The sequence below is a fragment of the bacterium genome (genome assembly GCA_024742285.1).
Lineage (GTDB): Bacteria > Myxococcota_A > UBA9160 > UBA9160 > UBA4427 > UBA4427.
On the sequence record JANSYR010000017.1, the window covers coordinates 52,707 to 75,112 of the forward strand.

At 69.7% G+C, this 22,406-nt stretch carries 19 protein-coding genes; 18 read left to right on the top strand and 1 reads right to left on the bottom strand.

Features of this window, described 5'->3' with window-relative positions:
- Nucleotides 1-21 precede the first annotated feature (21 nt).
- From NXI30_24460 to holA, 10 genes are all read left to right on the top strand, one after another.
- Entirely contained in the window at nucleotides 22-525 is a 504-nt protein-coding gene (locus NXI30_24460; protein MCR9097382.1) for a chemotaxis protein CheW, read from the top strand.
- Nucleotides 522-3,020 carry a methyl-accepting chemotaxis protein gene (locus tag NXI30_24465; GenBank protein MCR9097383.1) on the top strand — a complete coding sequence of 833 codons (2,499 nt, stop codon included), beginning with the start codon at nucleotides 522-524 and terminating at the stop codon, nucleotides 3,018-3,020. The genes NXI30_24460 and NXI30_24465 overlap by 4 nt, the downstream gene beginning before the upstream one ends.
- 41 nt (nucleotides 3,021-3,061) lie before the next feature.
- Nucleotides 3,062-4,267 (top strand): zinc-ribbon domain-containing protein, encoded by a 1,206-nt coding sequence (locus tag NXI30_24470; GenBank protein MCR9097384.1) that lies wholly within the window; start codon nucleotides 3,062-3,064, stop codon nucleotides 4,265-4,267.
- Nucleotides 4,264-6,363 carry a HEAT repeat domain-containing protein gene (locus NXI30_24475; protein MCR9097385.1) on the top strand — a complete coding sequence of 700 codons (2,100 nt, stop codon included), beginning with the start codon at nucleotides 4,264-4,266 and terminating at the stop codon, nucleotides 6,361-6,363. Before NXI30_24470 ends, NXI30_24475 begins: the two co-directional genes overlap by 4 nt.
- A gap of 9 nt (nucleotides 6,364-6,372) precedes the next feature.
- Complete coding sequence (locus NXI30_24480; GenBank protein ID MCR9097386.1) at nucleotides 6,373-7,305, top strand: protein-glutamate O-methyltransferase CheR; 933 nt, start codon at nucleotides 6,373-6,375, stop codon at nucleotides 7,303-7,305.
- Nucleotides 7,305-8,405: a chemotaxis response regulator protein-glutamate methylesterase gene (locus tag NXI30_24485; GenBank protein MCR9097387.1), complete on the top strand. Its 1,101-nt coding sequence runs from the start codon at nucleotides 7,305-7,307 to the stop codon at nucleotides 8,403-8,405. Before NXI30_24480 ends, NXI30_24485 begins: the two co-directional genes overlap by 1 nt.
- Nucleotides 8,402-9,235: a GAF domain-containing protein gene (locus NXI30_24490; protein MCR9097388.1), complete on the top strand. Its 834-nt coding sequence runs from the start codon at nucleotides 8,402-8,404 to the stop codon at nucleotides 9,233-9,235. Before NXI30_24485 ends, NXI30_24490 begins: the two co-directional genes overlap by 4 nt.
- Before the next feature lie 53 nt (nucleotides 9,236-9,288).
- Nucleotides 9,289-9,669 (top strand): response regulator, encoded by a 381-nt coding sequence (locus NXI30_24495; GenBank protein MCR9097389.1) that lies wholly within the window; start codon nucleotides 9,289-9,291, stop codon nucleotides 9,667-9,669.
- 151 nt (nucleotides 9,670-9,820) lie between these two features.
- Nucleotides 9,821-10,393 (top strand): LPS assembly lipoprotein LptE, encoded by a 573-nt coding sequence (gene lptE, locus NXI30_24500; protein ID MCR9097390.1) that lies wholly within the window; start codon nucleotides 9,821-9,823, stop codon nucleotides 10,391-10,393.
- Entirely contained in the window at nucleotides 10,390-11,370 is a 981-nt protein-coding gene (holA, locus tag NXI30_24505) for a DNA polymerase III subunit delta (protein ID MCR9097391.1), read from the top strand. The genes lptE and holA overlap by 4 nt, the downstream gene beginning before the upstream one ends.
- Before the next feature lie 87 nt (nucleotides 11,371-11,457).
- Here holA and rpsT read toward each other — a convergent pair whose 3' ends face one another.
- A complete protein-coding gene (gene rpsT / locus NXI30_24510; protein MCR9097392.1) occupies nucleotides 11,458-11,727 on the bottom strand; it encodes a 30S ribosomal protein S20 in 270 nt (89 codons plus the stop codon).
- A gap of 241 nt (nucleotides 11,728-11,968) precedes the next feature.
- Between rpsT and NXI30_24515 the strand changes: the two genes are divergently transcribed.
- The 8 genes from NXI30_24515 to NXI30_24550 all read left to right on the top strand — a co-directional run bounded on the left by NXI30_24515 (nucleotide 11,969) and on the right by NXI30_24550 (nucleotide 22,394).
- Nucleotides 11,969-13,864 carry a hypothetical protein gene (locus NXI30_24515; GenBank protein ID MCR9097393.1) on the top strand — a complete coding sequence of 632 codons (1,896 nt, stop codon included), beginning with the start codon at nucleotides 11,969-11,971 and terminating at the stop codon, nucleotides 13,862-13,864.
- An 18-nt stretch (nucleotides 13,865-13,882) separates the two neighbouring features.
- A complete protein-coding gene (locus NXI30_24520) occupies nucleotides 13,883-14,980 on the top strand; it encodes a DUF4388 domain-containing protein (GenBank protein ID MCR9097394.1) in 1,098 nt (365 codons plus the stop codon).
- 295 nt (nucleotides 14,981-15,275) lie between these two features.
- Complete coding sequence (locus NXI30_24525) at nucleotides 15,276-16,277, top strand: PhoH family protein (protein ID MCR9097395.1); 1,002 nt, start codon at nucleotides 15,276-15,278, stop codon at nucleotides 16,275-16,277.
- Entirely contained in the window at nucleotides 16,274-16,717 is a 444-nt protein-coding gene (gene ybeY, locus NXI30_24530; GenBank protein MCR9097396.1) for an rRNA maturation RNase YbeY, read from the top strand. Before NXI30_24525 ends, ybeY begins: the two co-directional genes overlap by 4 nt.
- The gene (gene lnt / locus NXI30_24535) at nucleotides 16,714-18,339 is read left to right on the top strand and encodes an apolipoprotein N-acyltransferase (GenBank protein ID MCR9097397.1); all 1,626 of its coding nucleotides are present in this window, start codon (nucleotides 16,714-16,716) and stop codon (nucleotides 18,337-18,339) included. Before ybeY ends, lnt begins: the two co-directional genes overlap by 4 nt.
- A 97-nt stretch (nucleotides 18,340-18,436) precedes the next feature.
- A protein-coding gene (gene prfB / locus NXI30_24540; GenBank protein ID MCR9097398.1) for a peptide chain release factor 2 occupies nucleotides 18,437-19,625 on the top strand; the annotation gives its coding sequence in 2 pieces (ribosomal slippage) (nucleotides 18,437-18,532 and nucleotides 18,534-19,625; 1,188 coding nt in all).
- A 5-nt stretch (nucleotides 19,626-19,630) separates the two neighbouring features.
- Nucleotides 19,631-21,661 (top strand): ABC transporter permease, encoded by a 2,031-nt coding sequence (locus tag NXI30_24545; protein MCR9097399.1) that lies wholly within the window; start codon nucleotides 19,631-19,633, stop codon nucleotides 21,659-21,661.
- Nucleotides 21,654-22,394: an ABC transporter ATP-binding protein gene (locus NXI30_24550; GenBank protein MCR9097400.1), complete on the top strand. Its 741-nt coding sequence runs from the start codon at nucleotides 21,654-21,656 to the stop codon at nucleotides 22,392-22,394. The genes NXI30_24545 and NXI30_24550 overlap by 8 nt, the downstream gene beginning before the upstream one ends.
- Nucleotides 22,395-22,406: the final 12 nt, after the last annotated feature.

Below are 22,406 nucleotides of genomic sequence, written 5' to 3' on the forward strand. Positions count from 1 at the left end.
TCACGCGGGGGGAGGGCGCCCATGGTTAGCGCTGCGCACTCGATCCACGAAGGGTCGACGGTGAACCTCGCCTGCTTCGAAGTGAAGGAGCAGATCTACGCGCTCGAGGTCGCGACGGTTCGGGAGATCGTGCGGATCCAGGAGATTACGCCGCTCCCGAATGCACCGGCGCTGATCGAGGGCGTGGTCGACCTGCGTGGCGCCGTGATTCCCGTCTTGGACCTGGCGAAGGTCCTCGGACGCGGCAGCACCGACGGCGGCCTGAACGCGCGCATCGTCGTGCTCGAGATCGACGGACTGGTGCTCGGGCTCCAGGTCGATGCCGCGACCGATGTCCTGACCCTCGACGCAAGCCGCCTGGAGGACGTGCCCGTGCTCGCGACTCATGCCGGCTACGACGCGGTTCGTCACGTGGTTCGCCGTGACGGCGAGGCCCCGGTCATGGTCCTGTCCCTCGAGACCCTCGTCGAGAGTGTCTACCGATCCGCCCTGCGCAAGCAGGCGGACCAAGGAGAGATGCGTTGAGCGCCCCTCGAGACGATGCCTTCGAAGTGCAGCCCGCGGTGGTCGATCCGACCGTTCGCAGCCGCAACCGGCTGCTGGACCTCTGCCTTCCGCTTCCCCTGTCGCTCGCGACGGCCGGCTGTGTCGCCGCGCTCTTCGAGGCCGACGTCGTCGAGTGGTTCGCGCTCTCGATCGGCTACGCGTTTCCGGGAGTCGTCGGCTGCAAGCTCGCCCAGCGCGCCGCGGACATGCGTTCGCCCCATACGATCCCGCTGCAGGTCCACCGCACGATTCTGATCGCGAGCCTGATCGCCGTCGTGCTCGCCCCCGCTCTGGTTTCGCTCGTCGGTTCGGGCGGCTGGCTCTCGCCGATCGTGCTTCGCAGCGTCGCGCTCTACGCCGTTCTGAACGCGGTGGCCGTTTCGCAGGTCGCCTTCTATCGAGCCCGTAGACGACTCCGAAACGTACGGCGCGCGCCCCTCGCCGGACACGCGCCGTCTCGAGAGGCCGATCGTCCGCGCATGGTCAGCCGCTTGAAGGTGGCGATCGTGGCACCCGCCATCGCCGGAATGCTCCTGCTCCTCGACGTGGCCGGGCACCTCGCGCTTCGCGATGCCGCGACGCGAACGCTCGCCTTCGCCGAGGCCGCCGGTGAGGCGATCGCGAAGGCGGAAGGCTCGCTCGCCCAGCGCGCCGAGGCTTCGCTTCCCGCGTCGGCGTTTCGTCCCGGCAAGGTCATCGTCGTTCCCCTCGCATCGGACGAGCTCGAGGCGGCGGCGATGAAGGACGTTCCGGAGGCGTTCGTGATCGCCGTCGACGCGGCTCTCGCGCAGGGAGAGGTCGCCGGCGAGATCCGACTGCGAGATGGCCGCGGCGTCGGTCGGTTCCAGACGGGCGGGGACGGGCAGCCGTTCGCCGTCTTCGTCGCGCCCGAAGAGGCGGGGACGGCGATCTTCGGCGGCATCTGGGTCCTGCTCGCCTCCGGGATCCTGATCGTCTTCTTCGCCGCCCGTGTCGGCAACGACCTCGACCGCTCGATCGCCCATGTCCGGACCCATGCCGATCGTCTCGCGGAGGGAGATCTCAGAAGCGAGGGCGTGAGCGTGATGGACGACGAGCTCGGGGCGCTCGAGCTCGGGCTGGTCCGCACCGCGAACAGCTTCCGTTCGACCCTGGACGCCGCGCGCAATGCGGCGGAGGGGGTCGAATCGACGATCGCCGAGCTCGGGTCGGCGCTCGGTGGCATCGTCGAATCCAGCAACGCCCACGCACGCCAGATCGAGGAGGTCCACGCCCTCGTGGCCTCGATCAGCGACCGGGTCGGCGAGGCCCAGGGGAGCGCCACGGCGCTCACCGCCGTGATCGACGAGTCGAGCAACTCCGTGCTCGAGCTGGGCGCGGCCGGGGACGAGCTGAACGAGACGGCCTCGGTCCTGACGTCGAAGGTCGATGCCGTTTCCGATTCCCTCGAGCAGATGGTGCGGAGCGTGAAGCAGGTCGGCGCGACGACCGACCGCCTCGCAGAAGCCTCGGAAGAGACCTCCTCCAGCATGGAAGAGATGGCCAGCGCCATGCGTGCCGTCGACACCTCGGCCGAGACCACCGCCAGTCTCTCCCGGGACGTGGTCGACAAGGCGGAGCTCGGTCAGGCGAAGGTCGTGCAGACGATCGCGGGCATGGAAGCGATTCGTGAGGCGACCGATGCGGCGGAGAGCGTGATTCGCGGCCTCGGCGCGCGGACCAAGGAGATCGGCGGCATTCTCGACGTGATCGACGACGTCGCGGACGAGACGAACCTGCTCGCGCTGAACGCCGCGATCATCGCTGCGCAGGCCGGAGAGCAGGGCAAGGCCTTCTCGGTCGTCGCGGACGAGATCAAGGAGCTGGCCGATCGCGTGCTCGCGAGCACGAAGGAGATCGGAGGGCTGATCCGCGCCGTCCAGGAGGAGAGCGAGAACGCCATCGGGGCGATCGAAGCGGGCTCCGCCAGCGTGATGGGGGGGGTCGACCTCTCCGCAGAGGCGGGCCGGACCCTCGAGGAGATCACCGATGCCAGCCGCGAGGCCGGCACCCGGATCAGCGAGATCGTGAACTCGGTCCGCGAGCAGACGAAGGCCGCGTCCCACGTGGTGGCGCTGATGGAGAAGGTTCGGGAGTCCGCCGACCAGATCGGCGAGTCGAGCAGCGAGCAGGATCGCGGCAACGAGATCGTCTACCGCTCGGCGCTCACGATGCGCGAGGTCGCGCAGCAGGTCCGTCGCACGACCGAGGACCAGGCGGCGGGATTCGGCCGGATCCGTGAGAACGTACACGGTGTGCGCGGTGCCGTCGAGCAGATCACCGGATCACTCGGTGACCAGTCCGCAGCCTGCGAGCAGGTCGCCACGGTCCTCGCGGACGTGGCCGAAGGCAGTCGCTCGAACGAAGAGACCGCACGACGGGTCGACGAGGCGATGCGCACGCTGGTCGGTCAAGCACAGGTATTGCGCGGGAACGTCGAGCGCTTCCGCTGCTAGGTACGAGCCCGGAGCGGAGCTCCGGGAGGGGGAGAGAGAAGATGGTTGCTGGATGTCCCAAGTGTGGTGCGCGCTACCGCGTCGACGCGGATCGAATCGGTCCGGACGGCGCGAAGCTGCGCTGCACGAAGTGCTCGGCGGTCTTCCTCGTGCGCGCGCCCCGGGTGGCCGCCGAAGCGGAGCCTGTCCCCCAGCCCGTCGTGGCCGCCGAAGCGGAGCCTGCCCTCGAGCCCGTCGGGGCCGCCGCGCCGACACCGACACCGACGCCCGCACCCGTCGAGGCAGCGGCACCGTCTTCGCCGATGGAGTCGAGCGTCGCGGACGCGCCATCGGCTCCGTCCGAGCCGATGGCACCCGCCGATCGGGAGCGCCTCGTCTTGATCGCCGATCCCGACGACGCGCGCGGCAAGGCGAGCGCCGACGCCGTCGAGCGCTGGGGGCTGCAGCCCCATCTCGTGCAGGACGGTGTCGAGGCCATGCTCGCGATCCAGCGCATGCTGCCGCGGGCCGTCGTGCTCGACGCCGCGCTGCCGAAGATGTTCGGCTTCCAGGTCTGCGAGGTCGTCAAGCGGAACGAGAGCCTGCGCGAGACCGTCGTCGTGCTCGTCGGCGCGATCCACCACCAGGATCGCTACCGCCGCGCCCCGGCCGATCTCTACGGTGCCGACGTCTACATCGAGCAGCCGGACCTTCCCGATGGCCTGCAGGCGATCCTGCGCGAGGGCGGACTGCCGATGGGAGGCGGTTCGGCCGCTCCTTCGCCGCCGCCGTCGATCGAGGAGGCCCCCGCGCCGGTGCCCGAACCGGTCGCCGACGCACCCGAGCCGCCGGAGCCGAGCTTCGAGACGCCGGGCGAGGAGCTGGACCTCGACTTCGTCTCCGAGCCGCCGGCGGCCCCGGAGCTGATCCTCGACGAAGCCCCGGCGGCCTCGGAGCCGGTCCTCGAGGAAGCCCCGGTCGAGACCGAGGCGCCGGCGCCCGCCGCGGACGAGGATCCGGAGACGACCGAGGAGCGTGAACGGGCGCTGCGGCTCGCGCGCATCGCCGTCTCGGAGATGCTCCTCTATCAGCCGGAGAAGTTCGAGCAGGCGAGTCGCGACGGGAACCTCGAGCAGGCCCTCGATCTCGAGATTCAGGAGGCGCGTGCGCTGCTCCGCCAGCGGATCCGCGAGGACGTGCGCGAGGAGACCGACTTCATCATGGACGAGCTGAATCGCGTCGCCGCGGAACGGAACGGTCAGGGATGACCGGCGGCGTCTCTCGCGAAGAACGCGCGGCGATCCTCGAAGGCCTCGAGAGCGCCGACGAGGAAGTGCGCCGTCTCTCGGTGGAGCAGCTCCTGCTGCTGCCGGCCGACGAGGCGGCGGCCCGACTCTGCGAGTCTCTGGGCGACCCGGGATGGCGCGTCCGCAAGGCCGCCGTCGCGAGGCTCGTCCGCCGTCGCCACGACCCGAAGGTGCAGGCGATGCTCGTGGCGTCCCTCGCCGATGGCGACAACCCGGGTCGGCGCAATGCCGCGTTCGAAGCGCTGGTGGCCTGCGGGTCCGGCGTGACGCCGCGGCTCGTCGGCGAGATGACGAGTGACGACGTCGACGTGCGGAAGCTCGTGGTGGACGCGCTGGCGGCGATCGGGGATCCCGAGAGCCGGGCGCCGCTCGGCAGCGCGCTCGCGGATCCGGATGCGAACGTCCGTGCGGCGGCTGCGGAGGCCCTCGGCGTCGTCGGGGGCGTGGACGAGATCGGCAGCCTGCTCGACCTGGTCACCGCGCAGGACGAGGACGTCCTGGTTCGGCTCTCTGCCTTGCGCGCGCTCTCTCGGATGGAAGCGAGCGTCGGGGTCGCGAGTCTCGGAGACGCCCTCGAACAATCGCTGCTGCGACCCGCCTGCTTCGAGCTTCTCGGCTTCTCGGCGGATCCCGAAGCGATCGAGACGCTGATCAAGGGGCTCGCGAGCGGGAGTCGCTCGAGTCGCGAGGGGGCGATGGGGGCGCTGCTCAGGACGCTGTCGCGATTCGACGCCGACGAGCACGATCGTCTGATCGAACGCCTGCGGGCCGCTGCGGCGGCCAACGAACGCCTCGTCGAGCTCGGCTGTGAACGTCTCGTCCAGGCGGATCTCGGCAGCCGGATGGTTCTGATCCAGTTCCTCGGGCTGCTCGCCGACACGCGCGCGATCGTGCCGATTCTCGAGTCGGGCCGCGACGAGGCGGTCGAGGAGCTCGCCGACCGGACCCTCGAATCCTTCGGCAGGGTCCTGCCGGAAGCCCTCGAACCGACCTGGTCGGACCTGCCCTTCGATCTGAAGACCCGGGCGTGTGCCGTGCTGGGACGGGTCCGTGGTGAGGTGGCCGAGCGTCTGCTCGCGGACGCGCTCGCCGAGGGCGATCCCGGGCTTCGCTGCATCGCCGCGACGGCGCTCGGGCAGGGCGGCTTCTTCGATCGGATGCCGGAGCTCGTGCGTCGACTCGAGGGCGCAGCGCGCGAGGCGGAGGTCGACGGAGAGGACGAAGTCGACGTGGTGGTGCGCGCGATCGTCGCCCTCGCGGAACATCCCGAGGCGATCACCGCGGGCGTGGACGCCCAGCTCGTGGGGATGCTGTCGAGCCGACTGGCCGGTGCACCGGAGCCCGTTCGGCTCGCGATCGCCAAGGTGCTCGCGAAGGTCGGGCAGGACGAGGACGAAGAGATCATCGGCTTCCTGCTCAAGGACGCCGCCCCGACGGTTCGCCGCGCGGCGGTCCAGGCCCTCGAACGCTTCGATTTCGAGCGGGCCCGGGACGCGCTTCGAGTCGCCCTGGTCGACGAGTCGAGTGCCGTCCGGATCGCGGCGGCGACCGTGCTCGGCCGATCCGATCGCGACGAGGCGGCGGAAGACCTGGCCCGGCAGATGGGGGACGAGGACGAGCGGGTGGTGGCGGTGGCGCTTCGCTCGGTGGGCCGGTTGCATCGCGGACGGGGCCTGTCTTCCGGGCGCCTCGAAGATCTGATCGGTCCCGCGCTCGATCGTGAGCCGCTCGTGGCGCTCGCCGCCCTGGAGGCGCTGATCGAAGTCGGAGGCGAGTCGGCGGCGCGACTCGCGCTCTCGGCGATCCAGCGTCCCGAGGCGGACGTCGTTCGCGCCGTGGTCGCGTGCGCCGGTGCCCATGGCGACGAGCGTTCGCTCGCCGAGCTCCTTCCGTCGGTCGCCCATGCGGACTGGGCGGTTCGCGCCGAGGTGGTGCAGATGGTGTCCGACCGCGCCTACCGGAAGGGATTGCCCGCGCTCCTTCGAAGGCTCGAGGTCGAGGACGACGCGTTCGTGCGCGAGGCGATTCTGAGAGCCGTCGGAAGGCTCGAGGAGTAGTCGAAGGCGATGCTGGACGATGCCAGGACGCTCGCGCTGTCGGACGCCGAGTTCCGCATGTTCGCGGATCTCATTCGGAGCCGTTGCGGACTGAACTTCGACGAGGACACGCGCTTCCTCGTGGAGAAGCGCCTGGCACGTCGCCTGGAGGAGTCGGACGCGGTCAGCTTCGCGTCGTACCTCTACGAGTTGCGCCACGGCGCCAATGCCGAGGCGGAGTTCTCGCAGCTCGTCGACCTGCTCACGACGAACGAGACCTACTTCTTCCGCGAGCGGTCGCAGCTGAACGCGCTGATCCACGAGATCATTCCGGAGGTGCGCGCCAGCCGAATGGCCCGGACCCGGCCGGTGTCGATCTGGTCGGCGGGATGTGCCAGCGGAGAAGAGCCCTATTCAATCGTCATGATGGCGCTCGAGGCGAATCTGCTTCCCGGGCAGGACTTCCGGATCTACGCGTCGGACATCTCGAAGGCGGTGCTCGCGAAGGCCCGCCGCGGCATCTACCGCGAGGCGTCGTTCCGCGAGACGGATCCGTCGACGCGCATGCACTACTTCGCGGAGAAGGACGGACTCTTCCGCATCTCCGACGAAGTGAAGCGACACGTCGACTTCGTGCACATGAACCTGCTCGATCCGGCGAAGACGAGTCTCCTCGGTACGATGGACGTCATTCTCTGTCGGAACGTGATCATCTACTTCGACCTCGAGACCAAGAAGCAGGTGATGGCGACCTTCCACGACAAGCTCCGGCCCGGTGGCTACCTGCTCCTCGGTCACTCCGAGTCACTGATCAACGTGACCTCCGACTTCGAGCTGAAGCACTTGAGTCGGGATCTGGTGTATCGCCGGCCGGTTCCGGGTGAGGAGAAGGAGGACGCCTTCCACGCCCTCGCGCGCGTGGGGATCGCGGAAGGCGAGACCGACGGGTCGGAGCTGCCCTGATGGAGCGTCGTGGCCCCGTCAGGATTCTCGTCATCGACGACTCGGCCTTCTCGCGTCAGACGATCACCCGGATGCTCGAAACCTCTCCGCTGGTCGAGGTGGTCGGCTGCGCGCGGGACGGCGAGGACGCGCTTCGCAAGACCCTCGAGCTCGAGCCGGACCTGATCACGCTCGATCTCGAGATGCCGCGCATGGACGGCTTCACCTTCCTGCGGTTGGTCATGGCGAAGCGCCCTACGCCCGTCATCGTCGTCTCCGGGCGGGCAGGGGAGGACGACGTCTTCAAGGCCCTCGACCTCGGCGCCGTCGATTTCATCGCGAAGCCCACCGCGCGCGCTGCGCTCGATCTCCAGACCATCCAGGACGCGCTGATCCGGAAGGTCCACGCGACCCGCGACCTGCGGATCGACAAGGTGTCGGAGCGGATCCAGGCGGCCCCGCCGATTCTGGCCGATCGAGCCGCTCGGCGTCCGTCGGTCCGACCGGACGCGCGGCTACCGATCGTCGCGATCGGATCGTCGACGGGAGGGCCCGCTGCCCTGATGCAGACCTTCGGGGCGTTCACCGACGTCCCGCCCTGCGCCTTCTTCGTTGCGCAACACATGCCGCCCGGTTTCACACGCGGCTTCGCAGAGCGCCTGGATCGGCTGACGCCCTTCCGGGTCCGGGAGGCAGTCGGGGGTGAGGCGCCGGAGCCGGGCACGGTGCTGATCGCGCCGGGCGGAAAGCACATGGAGCTCGAGGCCCGCGGGAATCGGGTCGTGACCGTGCTTCACGACGACGACGGGCGGGACAAGTACACGCCTTCCGTCGATCGACTCTTCATCTCTGCAGCCAAGGTGTATGGAGATCGCCTCGTCTGCGTCGTCCTCACGGGAATGGGGGACGACGGCCGCGAAGGCGCCTGTCAAGTCAAGGCTGCCGGAGGACGAGTCATAGCGGAGTCCGAAGAGACGGCGGTGATCTACGGGATGCCGAAACAGGTGGTGAACGCGGGCGTGGCCGATGCGGTCTTGCCGCTGCAGGAGGTGCCCACCGCCGTCCAACTGGGGATCGGAGAGATCCGGGCCCACCAGACGAGAGACCGAGGTCGCGGATGAGCGAGACGGACGAGGCCCAGGGGAACGATCGCGGGGAAGCCGTGCTGGCGATCTTCCAACGAGGCGCCGAATTCACGAAGCAGATCCTGGACGAGAACACGCGCCTCCGGCGTGAGCTCTCGGAGGTTCAGCTGCGCCACGGACAGGCCGCCCAGAGCGATGCCGAGTGGGACAAGCTCCGTTCCGAGCTGATCTCGAAGATCGAAGAGCTCGAGAGCCAGAACGAGGACATCCTGGAACAGCTGCGCTCGGTCGAAGGCGAGAATCTTCAGTTCGCCGAGCGCTACGTGGAGGTCGAGGAGGAGAACAACAACCTCGCGAACCTCTACGTCGCCAGCTACCAGCTCCACTCGACCCTCGACCCGAGCGAGGTCGTGAAGGTCATCCTCGAGATCGTGATCAACCTGATCGGCGCCGAGATCTTTGCCGTCTACGTCTCGGAAGAGGGGTCCGACGAGCTGCGACCGGTCGCCGCCGAGGGCGAGGTCGTCGCGCGCTTCCCGGTGCTTCACGTCGGTGAGGGCCTCGTCGGCAAGAGCGTCGCAGAGGGCGAGGTCCAGCTGGGCGACCCCGGCGTTTCGGGCGGCGCGCCGAGCCACGGGGGTGAGCCCGTCGTGTCGATCCCGCTCCGCGTTGACGACAAGCCCGTGGGCGCCATCGTGATCTACAAGCTGCTCCAGCAGAAGGACGGCTTCTCGGCCCTCGACAACGAGCTCTTCACCCTGCTGGCCGGGCACGCGGCGACGGCGATCTTCGCGTCCCGACTCTACGCGCAATCCGAGCGGAAGCTGAGCACCATCCAGGGGTTCATCGATCTGCTGACGAAGTGACGTTTGCGATGGACGACGGCGAACGCGCACGAATTTCGAGTGAGGTGTAGGACATGGCGGGTCAGCGAATCCTGATCGTCGAAGACAGTCCCACGATGCGGCAGCTGCTGGTCTTCGCGCTGAAGCGCATGAAGGGCGTCGACATCGTCGAAGCGCAGGACGGCATGGACGGCTTGCGCAAGGTCACGAGCGACCACTTCGACCTCGCGTTCGTCGACATCAACATGCCGGTCATGGACGGACTCAAGCTGATCAGCCTGATCCGCGGCGAGCAGAACCTCGCCGACATGCCGATCTGCGTGATCACGACCGAGGGTGCCAAGGAGGATCGCGAGCGCGCGATCGGCCTCGGCGCCAACGAGTATCTGACGAAGCCGATCCAGGCGAACAAGGTCCTGGCCGTCGCGAAGTCGCTCCTCAAGCTCGACGGCTGATCTCCGGTCGCGAACGTGCTCCTCGAGCTCGAGGGCTGATCTCCGGTCGCGCAGACCGCGCTCGCGTGCGGGGGAGCCCCGACCGCGCGCCCGACCCGACGACGCATGCTATCCCTCTCGCATGCCGCATTCCGGGCGTTCCCTCCTTCCCTTGGCCACGGCCGCCTGCCTGGCCCTGCTTCTCGCGTCGATCACGACGGGCTGCGGCTACCGGAGCCTCGGCGCGGCGTCCCCGACAGGGCGAGACGGAGAGGCCCAGGCGACCGTCGCGGTGGTCGCGCTCCGCAACGATTCTCCGGAGCCCTGGATCGACCGCGTCGTGACCGATGCGCTCCGGCGCGAGCTCGGTCTGCGCGGCGCGCTTCGACTCGAGGCCGACCCGAAGCGGGCCGACTACGTCCTGCGCGGTCGCGTCCTGCCCCTCGACCTGCGTAGCAACAGCTTCTCGAGCTTCGTCGTCGCCCTCGAGTACCAGGTCACGCTCCGTCTCGAGCTCGAGCTGCTCCGCAAGGAAGGGGACGTGATCCGGCTGCCCGCGCGGGCGCTCTCGGAGAGCGACGTCTATCTGGCGAGCCAGGACATCGAGGTCACCCGCACCAACCGGCTCGAAGCGCTGAGACACCTTTCGGACGTGCTCGCGACCCGGATCGTGGATCGGGTCGAGTTCCTGTCGGCGCCGCGCGCCGAGCCGACGACCGCGCCCGCGGGAGGAACCGGCGGATGAGCATCGCGAAGGTCCAGGGCGAGCTCGCGAAGGGCCACGTCCGCCCGGCCTACCTGCTCGCGGGGAGCGAGCCGCTCCTGCGGGACGATGCCCTGGCCGCGATCGAAGAGACGGTCCTCGGGAGCGGTCCGCGCGATTTCAATCTGGACCGCCTCGAGGTCGGGCCGGCGACGCCGGGACGTCTGGAAGAGGCGCTCGCGACGCTGCCGGTGATGGCCGAGCGCAGGCTCGTCGTCGTGCGCGAAACCGAGGGCCGCGGGCCGAAGCTCGACGCGAGCTGGGGGGCAGCGATCGAGGGTTACGTCGCGGACGCGGACCCCGATTCGCCGAGCGTGCTCGTGATCGTCTGCGCCAAGGCAGACAAGCGCAACAAGTGGGTCAAGGCCTTCAAGGACCCGGCGATCCTCGTCGAGTGCGAGGCGCCGAAGAAGGCCCGGGAGCTCGCCGGCTTCCTCGCTGCGGAGGCGAAGTGGCAGGGCGTCGATCTCGATCCGGAGGCCGCCGCGCTCCTCGCCGACCGCGTCGGGCCGCAGCTCCTGCTGCTCCGGCAGGAGATCGAGAAGGCCAGTCTCCTCGCGGGCCCGGGCGAGACGGTGACCCGGAAGCACGTCGAGGCGACCGTGGCGACGGTGGCCGAGGAGCCGATCTGGGACCTGACGGACGCGATCGGGCAGGGGCGAACCGCCGAGGCCGTCGATCTGCTGTCGCGATTGATCGCCCAGGGCGCGGCGCCGCCCGCGATCCTCGGGGCGCTCGCCTCGCACTTCCGGCGGTTGGTCCGCGTCGGCCACGGCGAGTCCGTCGCGGGACCGCCCTTCGTCGTCAAGAAGCTGACCGCACAGGCGCGCCGCTATCCCGCGCGGCGACTCGTGACGTGTCTGCGCGCGATCCACCGCGCCGACGTCGAGCTCAAGGGCGCGAGCGTGATGCGATCCGAGCGGGCACTCGAACAGTTGGTGCTGGGACTGGCGAGTTAGGGCCGGGGGCGGAAGGGCCGCGAGGGCGGCCGTGCGCGAGCGGCCGGCGCCCGCCGTGGCAGGCGCGGCGGGCAGGAGCGCCCGCGTCTACGCGGACTTCACCGCGTTCAGGCGCTTGGCGAGGCGACCGACGCTGCGGTCGGCGCGCTTCTTCGGGATGACGCCCTTGGTCGCGGCGCGACGGATGGCGCGCTCGGCGTCGGCGTAGGCCTGGGTGGCCTTGTCGGCGTCACCCGACTCGAAGGCCTCGCGGCAGCGCTTCACCACGGTCCGCATCTGGGTGCGGATGTGCTGGTTGCGCTTGCGGCGGGTCTCGGACTGGCGGATTCGCTTGAGAGCGGACTTGTGGTTGGCCAACGTGGCCTCTCCTTGCTTGTGGGCGCGGCATCATAGGCGCGGTCGCCCCTGTCGTCGAGGGTGGTCCGATCGGGAGGAGAACCCATCACAATCCGTGTAGAGGATCCCCGCGAGGGGAGGGGGGCCGGTCCGATCGGCCCGACGGCCGGGCAGGGCGGCCCGGTGTCGGGTCCGGTCTTCAGCCGAGGCCCCGGAGCGCCGATGTTCCTGACCGAATCCATCCGTTCGGAGGGGGCTTCGGTTGTCCAGTCGCCGGTCTACTGCATGTTGGCTCATCGGGCTCACGAGCCTGTTCCTCGCCCTGGCGGCGGGCTCGCCCGCCCTGTCCGAAACGCCCGGCGGGCTGGCGGCCTCGGTCGACCCCGCGGACGATCCGTGGCTCACGGACCAGGCCCCGGTCGTGGCGAAGCCCGTCGAAGTCGCCCGGGAGCGGGTCGCGGCGGCCTGGAACGACGCCGCCGAGACTCCGCATGCACGAGCGGCGGCGCTCCGCCGCGCTCGACTCGAGTACGGCCTCGGGGACCTCGTCGGCCCGGCGATGGTGATCGCGGCGGACGCGACCGAGGAAGAACCCCACGTCCACGCAGAGCTCGCCCGGGATCTCGCGCCCGGTGTCCCGGCCTTCCAGGTCGACCGTGCGCTCGCGCTCTTCCGCTCCGGGGACACCGGAGCGGCGACCCTCGCGGTCGGGGAAGCGGGGCTCGCCCTCGCCTCCAATCTGCTCGCCCAGCTCTGGTGGGTCGAGAACGCGGCCTTCCTGCTGCTGATCTGTCTGGTGAGCGCATCCTTCGCGCTCTTCGTGCTCTCCGCGCTCCTCGTCTGGAGCCACGCGGCCCACGATCTCGGCGACGTGCTGAGTCCGCACATGCCGGTCTTCGCGCGCCACGCTGCGCTCGCGGCAGCCGTGCTCGCGCCCTTCGCCCTCGGCGAGGGACTGCTCGGCCTCGCCCTCGGGCTCTTCGCGGTCGGCTTCTGGTACGGCACCGGGGGGCAGCGCAACGCCCTCGTGATGGCGGCGATCCTCTTCGTCGTCGGTGTCCACCCGGTCGCGCAGCTCCAGGCGATGGCCCGCGAGCTCGTCGACGGTGATCCGGTCGTCGCGAGCACGCTCCGGGTCCTGGCCGATCAGTCGACCACCGCCGACCTCGAGCGGCTCGAAGTCGCGGCGGCGACCGACCCGGTCGCGGCCCACGCGCTCGCCTATCGCGATCGGCGCTACGGACTGATGGAATCGAGCCGGGATCGTCTGCGGGCGATCGTCGAAACGCATCCGAGCGACTACGTCGCGCTGGCCAATCTGGGCAACCTCGAACATCGACGGGGCAACCTTCCCGGGGCGATCGACTACTACGAGCGGGCCGCCGCGGTCGAGTACGACGCGACCCTGCTCTTCGACCTCAGCCAGGCCTACGCCGGCGCGTTCCGTATGGAGGAGTACGAAGCGACCCTCGAACGGGCCCAGAGCGTCGACGACCAGGCGGTGGCGGCGCTCTCGAATCTCGGCGAGTCGTCGCTGGTCGCCGATCTCGCCTTCCCCACGTTCCAGCTGCGGGAGCGTTTCGCAGGGAACCTGCTGGCGGCGGAGGGGGAATCGGAAGTGATCGCGTTCCTGGCGCCCGGTCTGCTGGCCGGGGCGTGGTACGTGACCGCGGGGGCGTTCGCGGTGGTGGCCCTGCTCGGGCTGCTCGTCGCGGATCGCTGGGACCACGCGAGCCTCTGCTCCCGCTGCGGCCACCGGATCTGCGGCCGCTGTGAAGAGACGGTCTGGAGCAGTGAGATCTGCGAAGACTGCCACCACCTCTTCCAGTCTCCCGAGGCGACGGATCCGTCCCTTCGCATGGCCCGTCTGCAGGCCCTCTCCGAGCGCGAGGCCGTCTTCGACAAGATCTGGCTCGCGCTCTCGATCGCGATCCCGGGGATGGCCGGCTTCGCCGCGAGGCGGCCCGACCTCGCGATGATGGGGCTGCTGCTCTTCTCGTGGATCGCCGCCGCCCTGGTGTGGCCGTCGGGTCCCTTCGAGGATCCACTGCTGATGGGCGGCGCCGCCTGGGTGGCCTTCGCGCTGCCCGGCGCGATCGCGGCTCTGGCCTACGCCGGCGTCGTCGTGCTGGGTCTCATCCTTCGGAAGAGCCGTTAGGCGGCGGAGGGGAATTCGATGTCGGTCGCACTCCACGGCAACCTCACGGACTTCGGGATCGCCGAAGTCTTCCAGCTGATCGGTCAGCAGCGAAAGACGGGGACCCTCGTCGTCGAAGGCGACGGCGGGGCGATCTTTCTCGCTTTCGACCAGGGACGCGTCGTGCGGGGCGGCCCCGACGGCGCCCGCGGCGAGCGCGAGCCTCTCGGCCCGCAGCTCGTGAAGTCGGGGTACCTGACCCGGGAGCAGTGGGCGGACCTCCAGAAGGAGAGCGAGCGCTCGGCGCGCCCTCTGCCGGACCTGCTGCTCGCCGCCGGACTGATCGAGCCGTCGACGCTCGACGAGGTCCAGCATCTGCTGACCAGGGAAACCGTCTTCGACGTCATGCGCCGCAGCAGCGGGGACTTCAACTTCGTCGCCGAGCCGATCTCCCACGACTCGCCGCCGGAACGTCTGCTCGGTGCCGAGCAGATCCTGATGGACGGTCTGCGGATGCTCGACGAGTGGCAGACCTTCTCCTCGAGCATCCCCGGTGGCGACACGGTCTTCCGGCGTGTCGGACAGCTGGGCACCGCGCGCCAGGGCAACGTCGAGCGTGTGCTGCAGCTCGTCGACGGTCGGCTCACGGTCCAGCGCATCATCGATCTCTCCCGGATCGGCACCTTCGAGGCGACCCGCGCCCTCGCCGAGCTGCGCCAGGGTGGCGTGATCGACATCGTCGACGCCCCGCGCAAGAGCCGCGCACGGCGGGCGAAGTCGGGGCCGCGGATCCCGGTCCTGCCGCTGCTCCGGGCCGCGCTCGCCACGGCCGTGCCCTTCGCGGCCCTCGCGGCCCTCGGCGTCGTCGCGCTCGAACGCGCACAGAACGACGGCGGGCTCCCGGGCACGGCACTGCCGGCCCGCATGATCGAGGCGCAGGGGGTCCGGTACGAGCGTGAGCTGATCCGGGGTGCCCTCGAGACCCACTTCTTCGAGCAGGGGCGCTACCCGGAACGACTCGAATCCCTCGTCGGAACGGCGGGAACGGTTTCGCCCGAGAGGCTCGGAGCCTATTATTACGTGGTCCGGGACGACGAAGTCGTCCTGCTCGCGCCCACGAACGTGAATCTGGACTGAATTCGGCGTCCCCCAGAGCCGAGTCACCCGCGCAGGACGAGGCGGTCGTCGACCGAAGGCCCGAGAGGCGGGCCGAGGTCGCGAACCGCACTCCGCAAGGGGCGACTCGACGCGACGAGGAAGGGCGCCAGGAGCTCCCCCTCTGGCTCGACAACGCAGCGAAGCGCAGCCGCCCAGGAACGCCCCTTCGACCCTCGCCTCGGTCGAAGATCCCTCCTCCACCCCCCTCGCCGCGCCGGTCGGCCCTTCGGGTGCCGAAGAGACCCGCGAATCCCTCGTCTTCGACGACAACGGGATGGCGGTCGCGCTCTACGGCGACGGCGAGCAGACCCTCCGCCTGATCGAGCGCTCGATCGGCGTCGGTGTCCACGCGCGGGGCAACGAGCTCAGCGTCGAGGGCCAGCCCGACCGGGTCGCCCTCGCGGTGCGCGTTCTCCAGGAGCTCTACGGACAGATCGAGCGCGGCCAGGCCGTGCGAAACGCGGACGTGCGCCACGTGATCCGGATGCTTTCCGATGCGCCGGACGTCCAGCTCGACGACGTCTACGAGAACATCCTCCAGCGCGGTTCCCGCCGCGTGATCCGCGCGAAGAATCTCGCCCAGCGGCGCTACGTCGACTCGATCCGGAAGCACGACGTCGCGATCGCCGTCGGACCGGCGGGCACGGGGAAGACCTACCTCGCGATGGCGATGGCCGTCGCCGCGCTCCACCGCAAGGAGATCTCGCGGATCATCCTGACCCGACCCGCGGTCGAGGCCGGAGAGCGGCTGGGCTTCCTGCCCGGTGACCTCGCCGAGAAGGTCGACCCGTACATGCGTCCGCTCTACGACGCGCTCCGGGACATGATGGACATGGAGAAGGCGCAGCGCCTGATCGAGCGGGGGACGATCGAGGTCGCTCCGCTCGCTTTCATGCGCGGACGGACGCTCAACGACTCCTTCGTGATCCTCGACGAGGCCCAGAACACGACCGGCGAGCAGATGAAGATGTTCCTCACGCGGCTGGGCGAGAACTCGAAGGCGGTGATCACCGGCGACGTGACGCAGATCGACCTGCCCGCCGGAACCGAGAGCGGTCTGGTCGAGGCGACCCGCGTGCTCCAGTCCGTGCGCGGGATCGGCTTCATCCGCTTCGAACCGCAGGACGTCGTGCGTCACCCGCTGGTGCAGTCGATCATCCAGGCCTACGACCGCGCGCGCGGTTCGCAGTCGCGCCGCGGGCGGCGCGACGAGGTGCCCCGGGATGCGGACGAGTCGGTCGAAGCGACCGACGGCGAGGTGGATTCGTCGGCATGAGCGTGAAGATTTCCGGACCGCCCGACGCGATCCGGGGATCCCGCGTCGACGTGGCCCGTCTGCACCGCGCCGCGAACGAGATCCTGCGCGGGATCGGTCAGTCGAAGGCGGAGCTGTCCGTCGCGCTCGTCGACGATGAATCGATCGCCGAGCTGAACGAGCAGTATCGCGCGAAGCCGCGCCCGACCGACGTGCTCTCGTTCTCTCTCGTCGAGGGCGACTTTGCGGACCACCGCGGCGGCATGCTCGGGGACGTCGTGATCTCCGTGGAGACCGCGGCGGCCCAGGCGGCGGAGCGCCATCGCGGCCTCGACGAGACGGTGGCGCGCCTGCTCGTCCACGGTGTCCTCCACCTGATCGGCCACGACCACGAGGACGACGTCGAAGCGCGGGAGATGCAGGCCGAGGAGCGGAGGCTCCTGAGGGCGCTCCCGCGATGACCTCCGAGACCGCGGATTCCGACGCGCCGGCCGCCGATCGCCGGGCGCTGGCGCTCTACGGACTGCTGACCTTCCTGGCGTTCCCGCACGAGCTCCCCTTCGCCTCCGCGCTCGGCACGCCCGCCTTCGACTTCGGGTTGCTGGCGACCTGGCTGGCGCCCGCCGCCCTCGCGGTCGGCCTGAAGGGCTTGTCGCCGCGCCGCGCCTTCCGCGTCGCGCTCGTCACGAGCTTCCTCGCTCACGCCGTCTTCTTCTACTGGTTCATGGTCGTGGTCGTGATCTACGCCGGCATGCCCTTCTTCCTGGGCGTGCTCGCGCCGCTCGTGCCGGCGCTCTACGTCGCACCGTTCACGGCGCTCTTCGCGTGGGGCTTCACGCGCTTCCCGCGCGAGGGGGTGCTGGGGGTCGTCTTCGGTGCGGCGCTCTGGGTCGCCGTCGACTGGGCGCGCGGACACTTCCTGGGTGGCTTCCCCTGGGCCACGCTCGGGTACGGCCTCCATCTCGACGTGCCGCTCCTCGGCTGGACGCGGCTCGGCGGCGTCTACGTCCTCTCGTTCCTGGCGGCTGCGGTCGGCCTCGCGGTCGCCGCCTGGTGGGTGGATCGCAGCCCCGCCCGTCGGCGCGAGCTCCTCGCGGTCGTGGTCGTGGTGGCGGTCCTGCATCCGGTCGGTTGGGGGCTCGGGGGGGACGGCGACGTGCCGACCGAGACGGTTCGGGTGGCTGCGGTCCAGGGCAACGTCGATCAGGGCCAGAAGTGGGACGGCGCGCGGCGAGAGGAGATTCTGTCCCGCTATCTCGCGATGAGCCGGCAGGCGGGGCCGGACGCCGACTGGATCGTCTGGCCGGAGACGGCGGTGCCGGGGCTGATCGAGCAGGACGCGATCCTGCGCGGACGGATCGCCGAGCTCGCCCGCGACTCCGGCGCGAGTCTCGTCGTCGGCGGGATGGGCGTCGACGTCGACTGGGAGGCACGCCGGTTCTCGGCCTTCTACGACAGCGCCTTCCTCTTCGATCCCGACGGCGCGCTCGAGGACCGCTACGACAAGACCCATCTGGTCCCGTTCGGCGAGTACGTTCCATTGCGCGATCTGCTCGGTCGCTTCTTCCAGGCCCTGGCGACCGGTCTGTCCTCCAGCGACGTGACCGCAGGCGCTCGCCCGAGGAACCTCGGTCTGGTCTGGCCCGGATCGCCGGAGCGCCGGCGCCTCGTCGGCGTGCCGATCTGCTACGAGCTGATCTTTCCCGACCTGGTGCGCCGGATGGGCGGGGAGGGGGCGGGGGCGCTCCTCGCGATCACCAACGATGCCTGGTACGGTCGCACCGGAGCCCCCCATCAATTCCTTGCGATGACGGCGATGCGCGCGGCGGAGAACGGTCTGCCGATCGTGCGGGCCGCGAATACCGGCGTGTCGGCGCTGATCGATGCGCGGGGGCGAGTGACCCAGCAGAGCGGGCTCTTCGAACGGGCGATCGTCGAGGGCCGGATCGAGATTCCGAAGGAACGCGAGCCGACCTTCTATGCCCGACACGGCGACGTGTTCGCCGCGGGCTGCACGATCCTGTGGCTCGCGGGGGTCGGTTGGGCGCTCCTTCGCCAGAAAAGAAGTACCGCGGCGCACTGACGCGCGGACCCGGGTGTCGGAGCGCACGATCCGGGCGATCGTGCCGAGCCCGCAGTCGACCGACACGAGTGCGAGTACGAGAGAGAAGGATCGGGAGATGAGTGGGGATAACGACGCACGTTTCGATGTCGGGGAGCTCGCCGACCGGATCCGCGATCTGCGGGGCCGATTCGACGAGTTCCGGGGGCGTCTTTGACGTAGCGGGTCTGCGCCGCCAGCTCGAGGAGCTGGAAGGGGAGATGGCGCGCCCTGATCTCTGGGACGACCCCGAAGCCGCTCAGTCCGTCGGCCGGAAGAAGAACGCCCTCGAGGCGGAGCTCCAGCTCCACGACCGGCTCGAATCCGGCCTCGACGACGCCGAGGCGAGCCTCGAGCTCGCGGAAGAAGAGAAGGACGCTTCGCTCCTCGCCGAGGGCATCGCCCAGTGCGACGAGCTCGAGGGCGTGCTCGAGCAGGCCGAGGTCCAGCAGCTCCTCGGCGGCGAGTACGACGGGAGCGATGCGCTGCTCTCGATCAACTCCGGGGCGGGCGGCACGGACGCCTGCGACTGGGCGGAAATGCTGCTCCGGATGTACCTGCGTTGGGCCGAGCGCCACGAGTACAAGACCGAGATCCTCGACATCCAGGAAGCCGAGGAAGCGGGCATCCGGGGCGTGACCCTGCGGATCGAAGGCGAGTTCGCCTACGGCTACCTGAACACCGAGCAGGGGGTCCACCGTCTCGTCCGGATCTCGCCCTTCGACTCGAACGCTCGGCGCCACACGGCCTTCGCCAGCGTGACGGCGGTGCCGGAGATCGACGACGCGGTTGAGGTCGAGATCGATGAGAGCGATTTGCGTGTCGACACCTATCGGGCCAGTGGCGCCGGAGGGCAGCACGTCAACAAGACCGACTCCGCCGTCCGGCTCACGCACCTCCCGACCGGGATTGTGGCCCAGTGCCAGAACGAACGGTCCCAGCACAAGAACCGCGCGACGGCGATGAAGATCATGCGCGCCAAGCTCTTCGAGCTCGAGCGCCAGCAGCAGCAGGCGAAGGTCGAGGAGCTGACCGGCGAGAAGCGGGAGATCGGCTTCGGCAGCCAGATCCGCTCGTACACGCTCCACCCGCAGCAGCGCGCCAAGGATCACCGCACGGATCTCGAGATCGGCAACGTCGAGGGTGTGCTCGACGGGGATCTCGATGCGTTCATCCGGGCGACCCTGCTTTCTCAGAGCGGCCAGGTGGCCGCACGCGCCGGCGGCGCCCAGGGCGGGCAGGTCGCTCCGGCTGGCGGGAAGGACTGAGCCGCGTGGAGGGACTGATCGGGAGCCTCGCCGCGAGCTTCGACGCGGCCGGTGGAAGCCTCGCCGTCGCGTTCATCGTCACCCTCGCGCTGGGCATCCTCGTGATGACCCTGGTCTATCTCGGCTCCGCGCTGCTCGTGCTCGACCGCTTTGCGCGGGTCGCCGAGGGCGTGCTGGCGCCGGTCCTGGCCGCGGTCTTCGTGAGCCTCGGGGTCGCGCTGCTCTCGACCGTCGAGGCGTTCCCGACGGACGCGGTCTACACGCAGGCGGAGTGGCGCTCGGTCTTCGTGGGGAACCTCGTCCGGGGGGGCGCGTCGTGCGTGTTCTTCGTGGCCCTCGCGAGAGCGCTGCTCCACTTCCTCTCGCAGGGGACGACGAGTCGTCTCGCGACCGGGCTCGCTGCGCTCGGCGTCGGACTCGCACTGGGCTCGCCGGGGGAGATGATGCCGCCGGCGGCCGCATTCGGTGTGGCGCTCGTCGTCGCGGCCCTCGCTCTCGTCGTGCGACGGGTGCGCGGCGGGGAGGGGCGCTCGAACCTGGAGATCCTGCTCGCCGTCGCCGCGGCGGGGCTCCTGCCCGGCGTCTTCGTCGCCTGGTTCCCCGACGGCTCCCTGCTCGCGCCGGCGGCCCAGGGTTCGGCGATCCTCCTGGGGCTGCTCTTCGGGACGACCGTTCTCGGGCTCGTGCCCCTCGCGATCGCGGGCTTCGTCTCGATGCGCCGGAGCGTCGAGTGGTTCATCGCGATTCGCTATCTGGTTGCGAAGCGAAGGCAGGTCTTCATCTCGGCGATCACGGCGATCTGCGTCGGTGGGATCGCCGCCGGCGTCTGGCTGATCATCGTCGTGCTCTCCGTGATGAACGGCTTCGAGCAGACCTGGCGCGAGGAGATCCTCGGCAACCGCGCCCACTTCACCGTCCACAGCAGCTTCGGCCCCTTCCTCGATCACGAAGAAGTGCTGGCCAAGGTGGTCGCGACCCCCGGCGTCGAAGCGGCGAGTCCCTATCTCGATGCGGAGGGCATGGTCCGCGGCAGCCAGGGGCAGATCGCGAGCGTCCGCCTGCGCGGGGTCGATCCCTCGACGGTCGGCGACGTGACCGATCTCGAGAACGACCTGCGGCCACTCTGGGACGAGGGGCGAGAGGCCCTGGGCCTCGACGGCGAGGACCGGGACAGTCTCGTGGCCCGCTTCGCGTCCCTCGGCGAGGATCCGAAGGCACCGGGCATCATCGTCGGAGGCCATCTCGCCATGTCGATGGGCCTCGCGATCGGCGACACGATGCTCCTGATCTCGCCCTTCGGCGGCCCCCCGACGCCCCTCGGCCCGGGACCGCGCCTCAAGCGCTTTACCGTCGTCGGCGTGTTCGAGTCCAGCTTCTACCAGTACGACGAGGCGTTCACGTACACGACCCTCGAGGCCGCCCGGGACTTCCGCAAGACCGGAGAGGTCGTCGACGGGATCGAGGCGCGGACGACCGACCACTACCGCTCGCAGATCGTCGGCGACCAGGTGGTCTCGGCGCTCGACGGCTATCCCTGGTATTCACGGGACTGGAAGGCGGTCTTCCCGGCCTTCTTCCAGGCGCTCAAGACCGAGCGCGTGATGATGTTCCTGCTGCTCACGATGATCATGGTCGTGGCGGCCTTCGTGATCGTCGCGACCCTGGTGATGATGATCATGGAGAAGTCGAGCGACATCGCGATCCTGAAGGCGATGGGGGCCGAGGACGCGCTGATCGAGCGGATCTTCGCCCTCGAAGGGACGTTGATCGGATTGGCGGGCACGGCGATCGGCGTCGCGGCGGGGATCGCCGTGACGGGCCAACTCTCCTGGATCCAGGACATCATCGAGCGGGTCACGGGGATCGATACGCTGCCCGCGAGCGTCTATCAGTTCAGCGAGCTGCCTTCTCGGGTCGACCCGGTCCAGGTGGCGGGCGTGGCTGCGATCGCGATGATCCTCTCGCTCGGGGCGACGCTGCTCCCGAGTCGGCAGGGCGCGCGGATCGATCCCGCGGCGGGGCTTCGACATGAGTGACGATCTGCGTGAACCCACGAGCTCCCCGGAGAGCGGGACGCCGCTCGTCGAGATCCGCGACCTCGCGCGCTCCTTCGAGACCGCGAGCGGCCGCGTCGACGTGTTGACGGGACTCGACCTCGAAATCGCCGAAGGCGACCGGATCGCGATCGTCGGCCAGAGCGGCGTCGGCAAGTCGACCTTCCTCCATATCCTGGGGACCCTCGATCACCCGACTGCGGGCGTCGTGCGTTTTCGAGGCGAGGACGTCTTCGCCCGGTCACGGGAAGAGCTCTCGGCGCTTCGCGGAAGATTTCTCGGCTTCGTCTTCCAGTTCCATCATCTGCTTCCCGAGTTCAGCGCCGTCGAGAACGTGATGATGCCCGGGTTGATCCAGGGGCTCGCGCCCGACGAGATGCGCGGGCGCGCGGAGGCGATGCTCGAGGACGTCGGGCTGGCCCATCGAATCGAGCACGCGGTCGGGAAGCTCTCGGGTGGCGAACGCCAGCGGGTCGCCGTCGCGCGGGCCCTCGTCCTCGACCCGCCGCTGGTCCTGGCGGACGAGCCGACGGGCAACCTCGACCCGGCGACCGGCGATCAGGTCGCCGAGCTGCTCTTCGAGATGAATCGCACGCGCGGCACGACCCTCGTCGTCGTGACCCACAGCAAGCGCATGGCCGATCAGCTGGGCCGCGTCCTCGTCCTGAACGAGGGCCGCCTCCACGAAGGCGACGCCGGGAGCGCCGTCGTCTGAACCGTCGGCTGC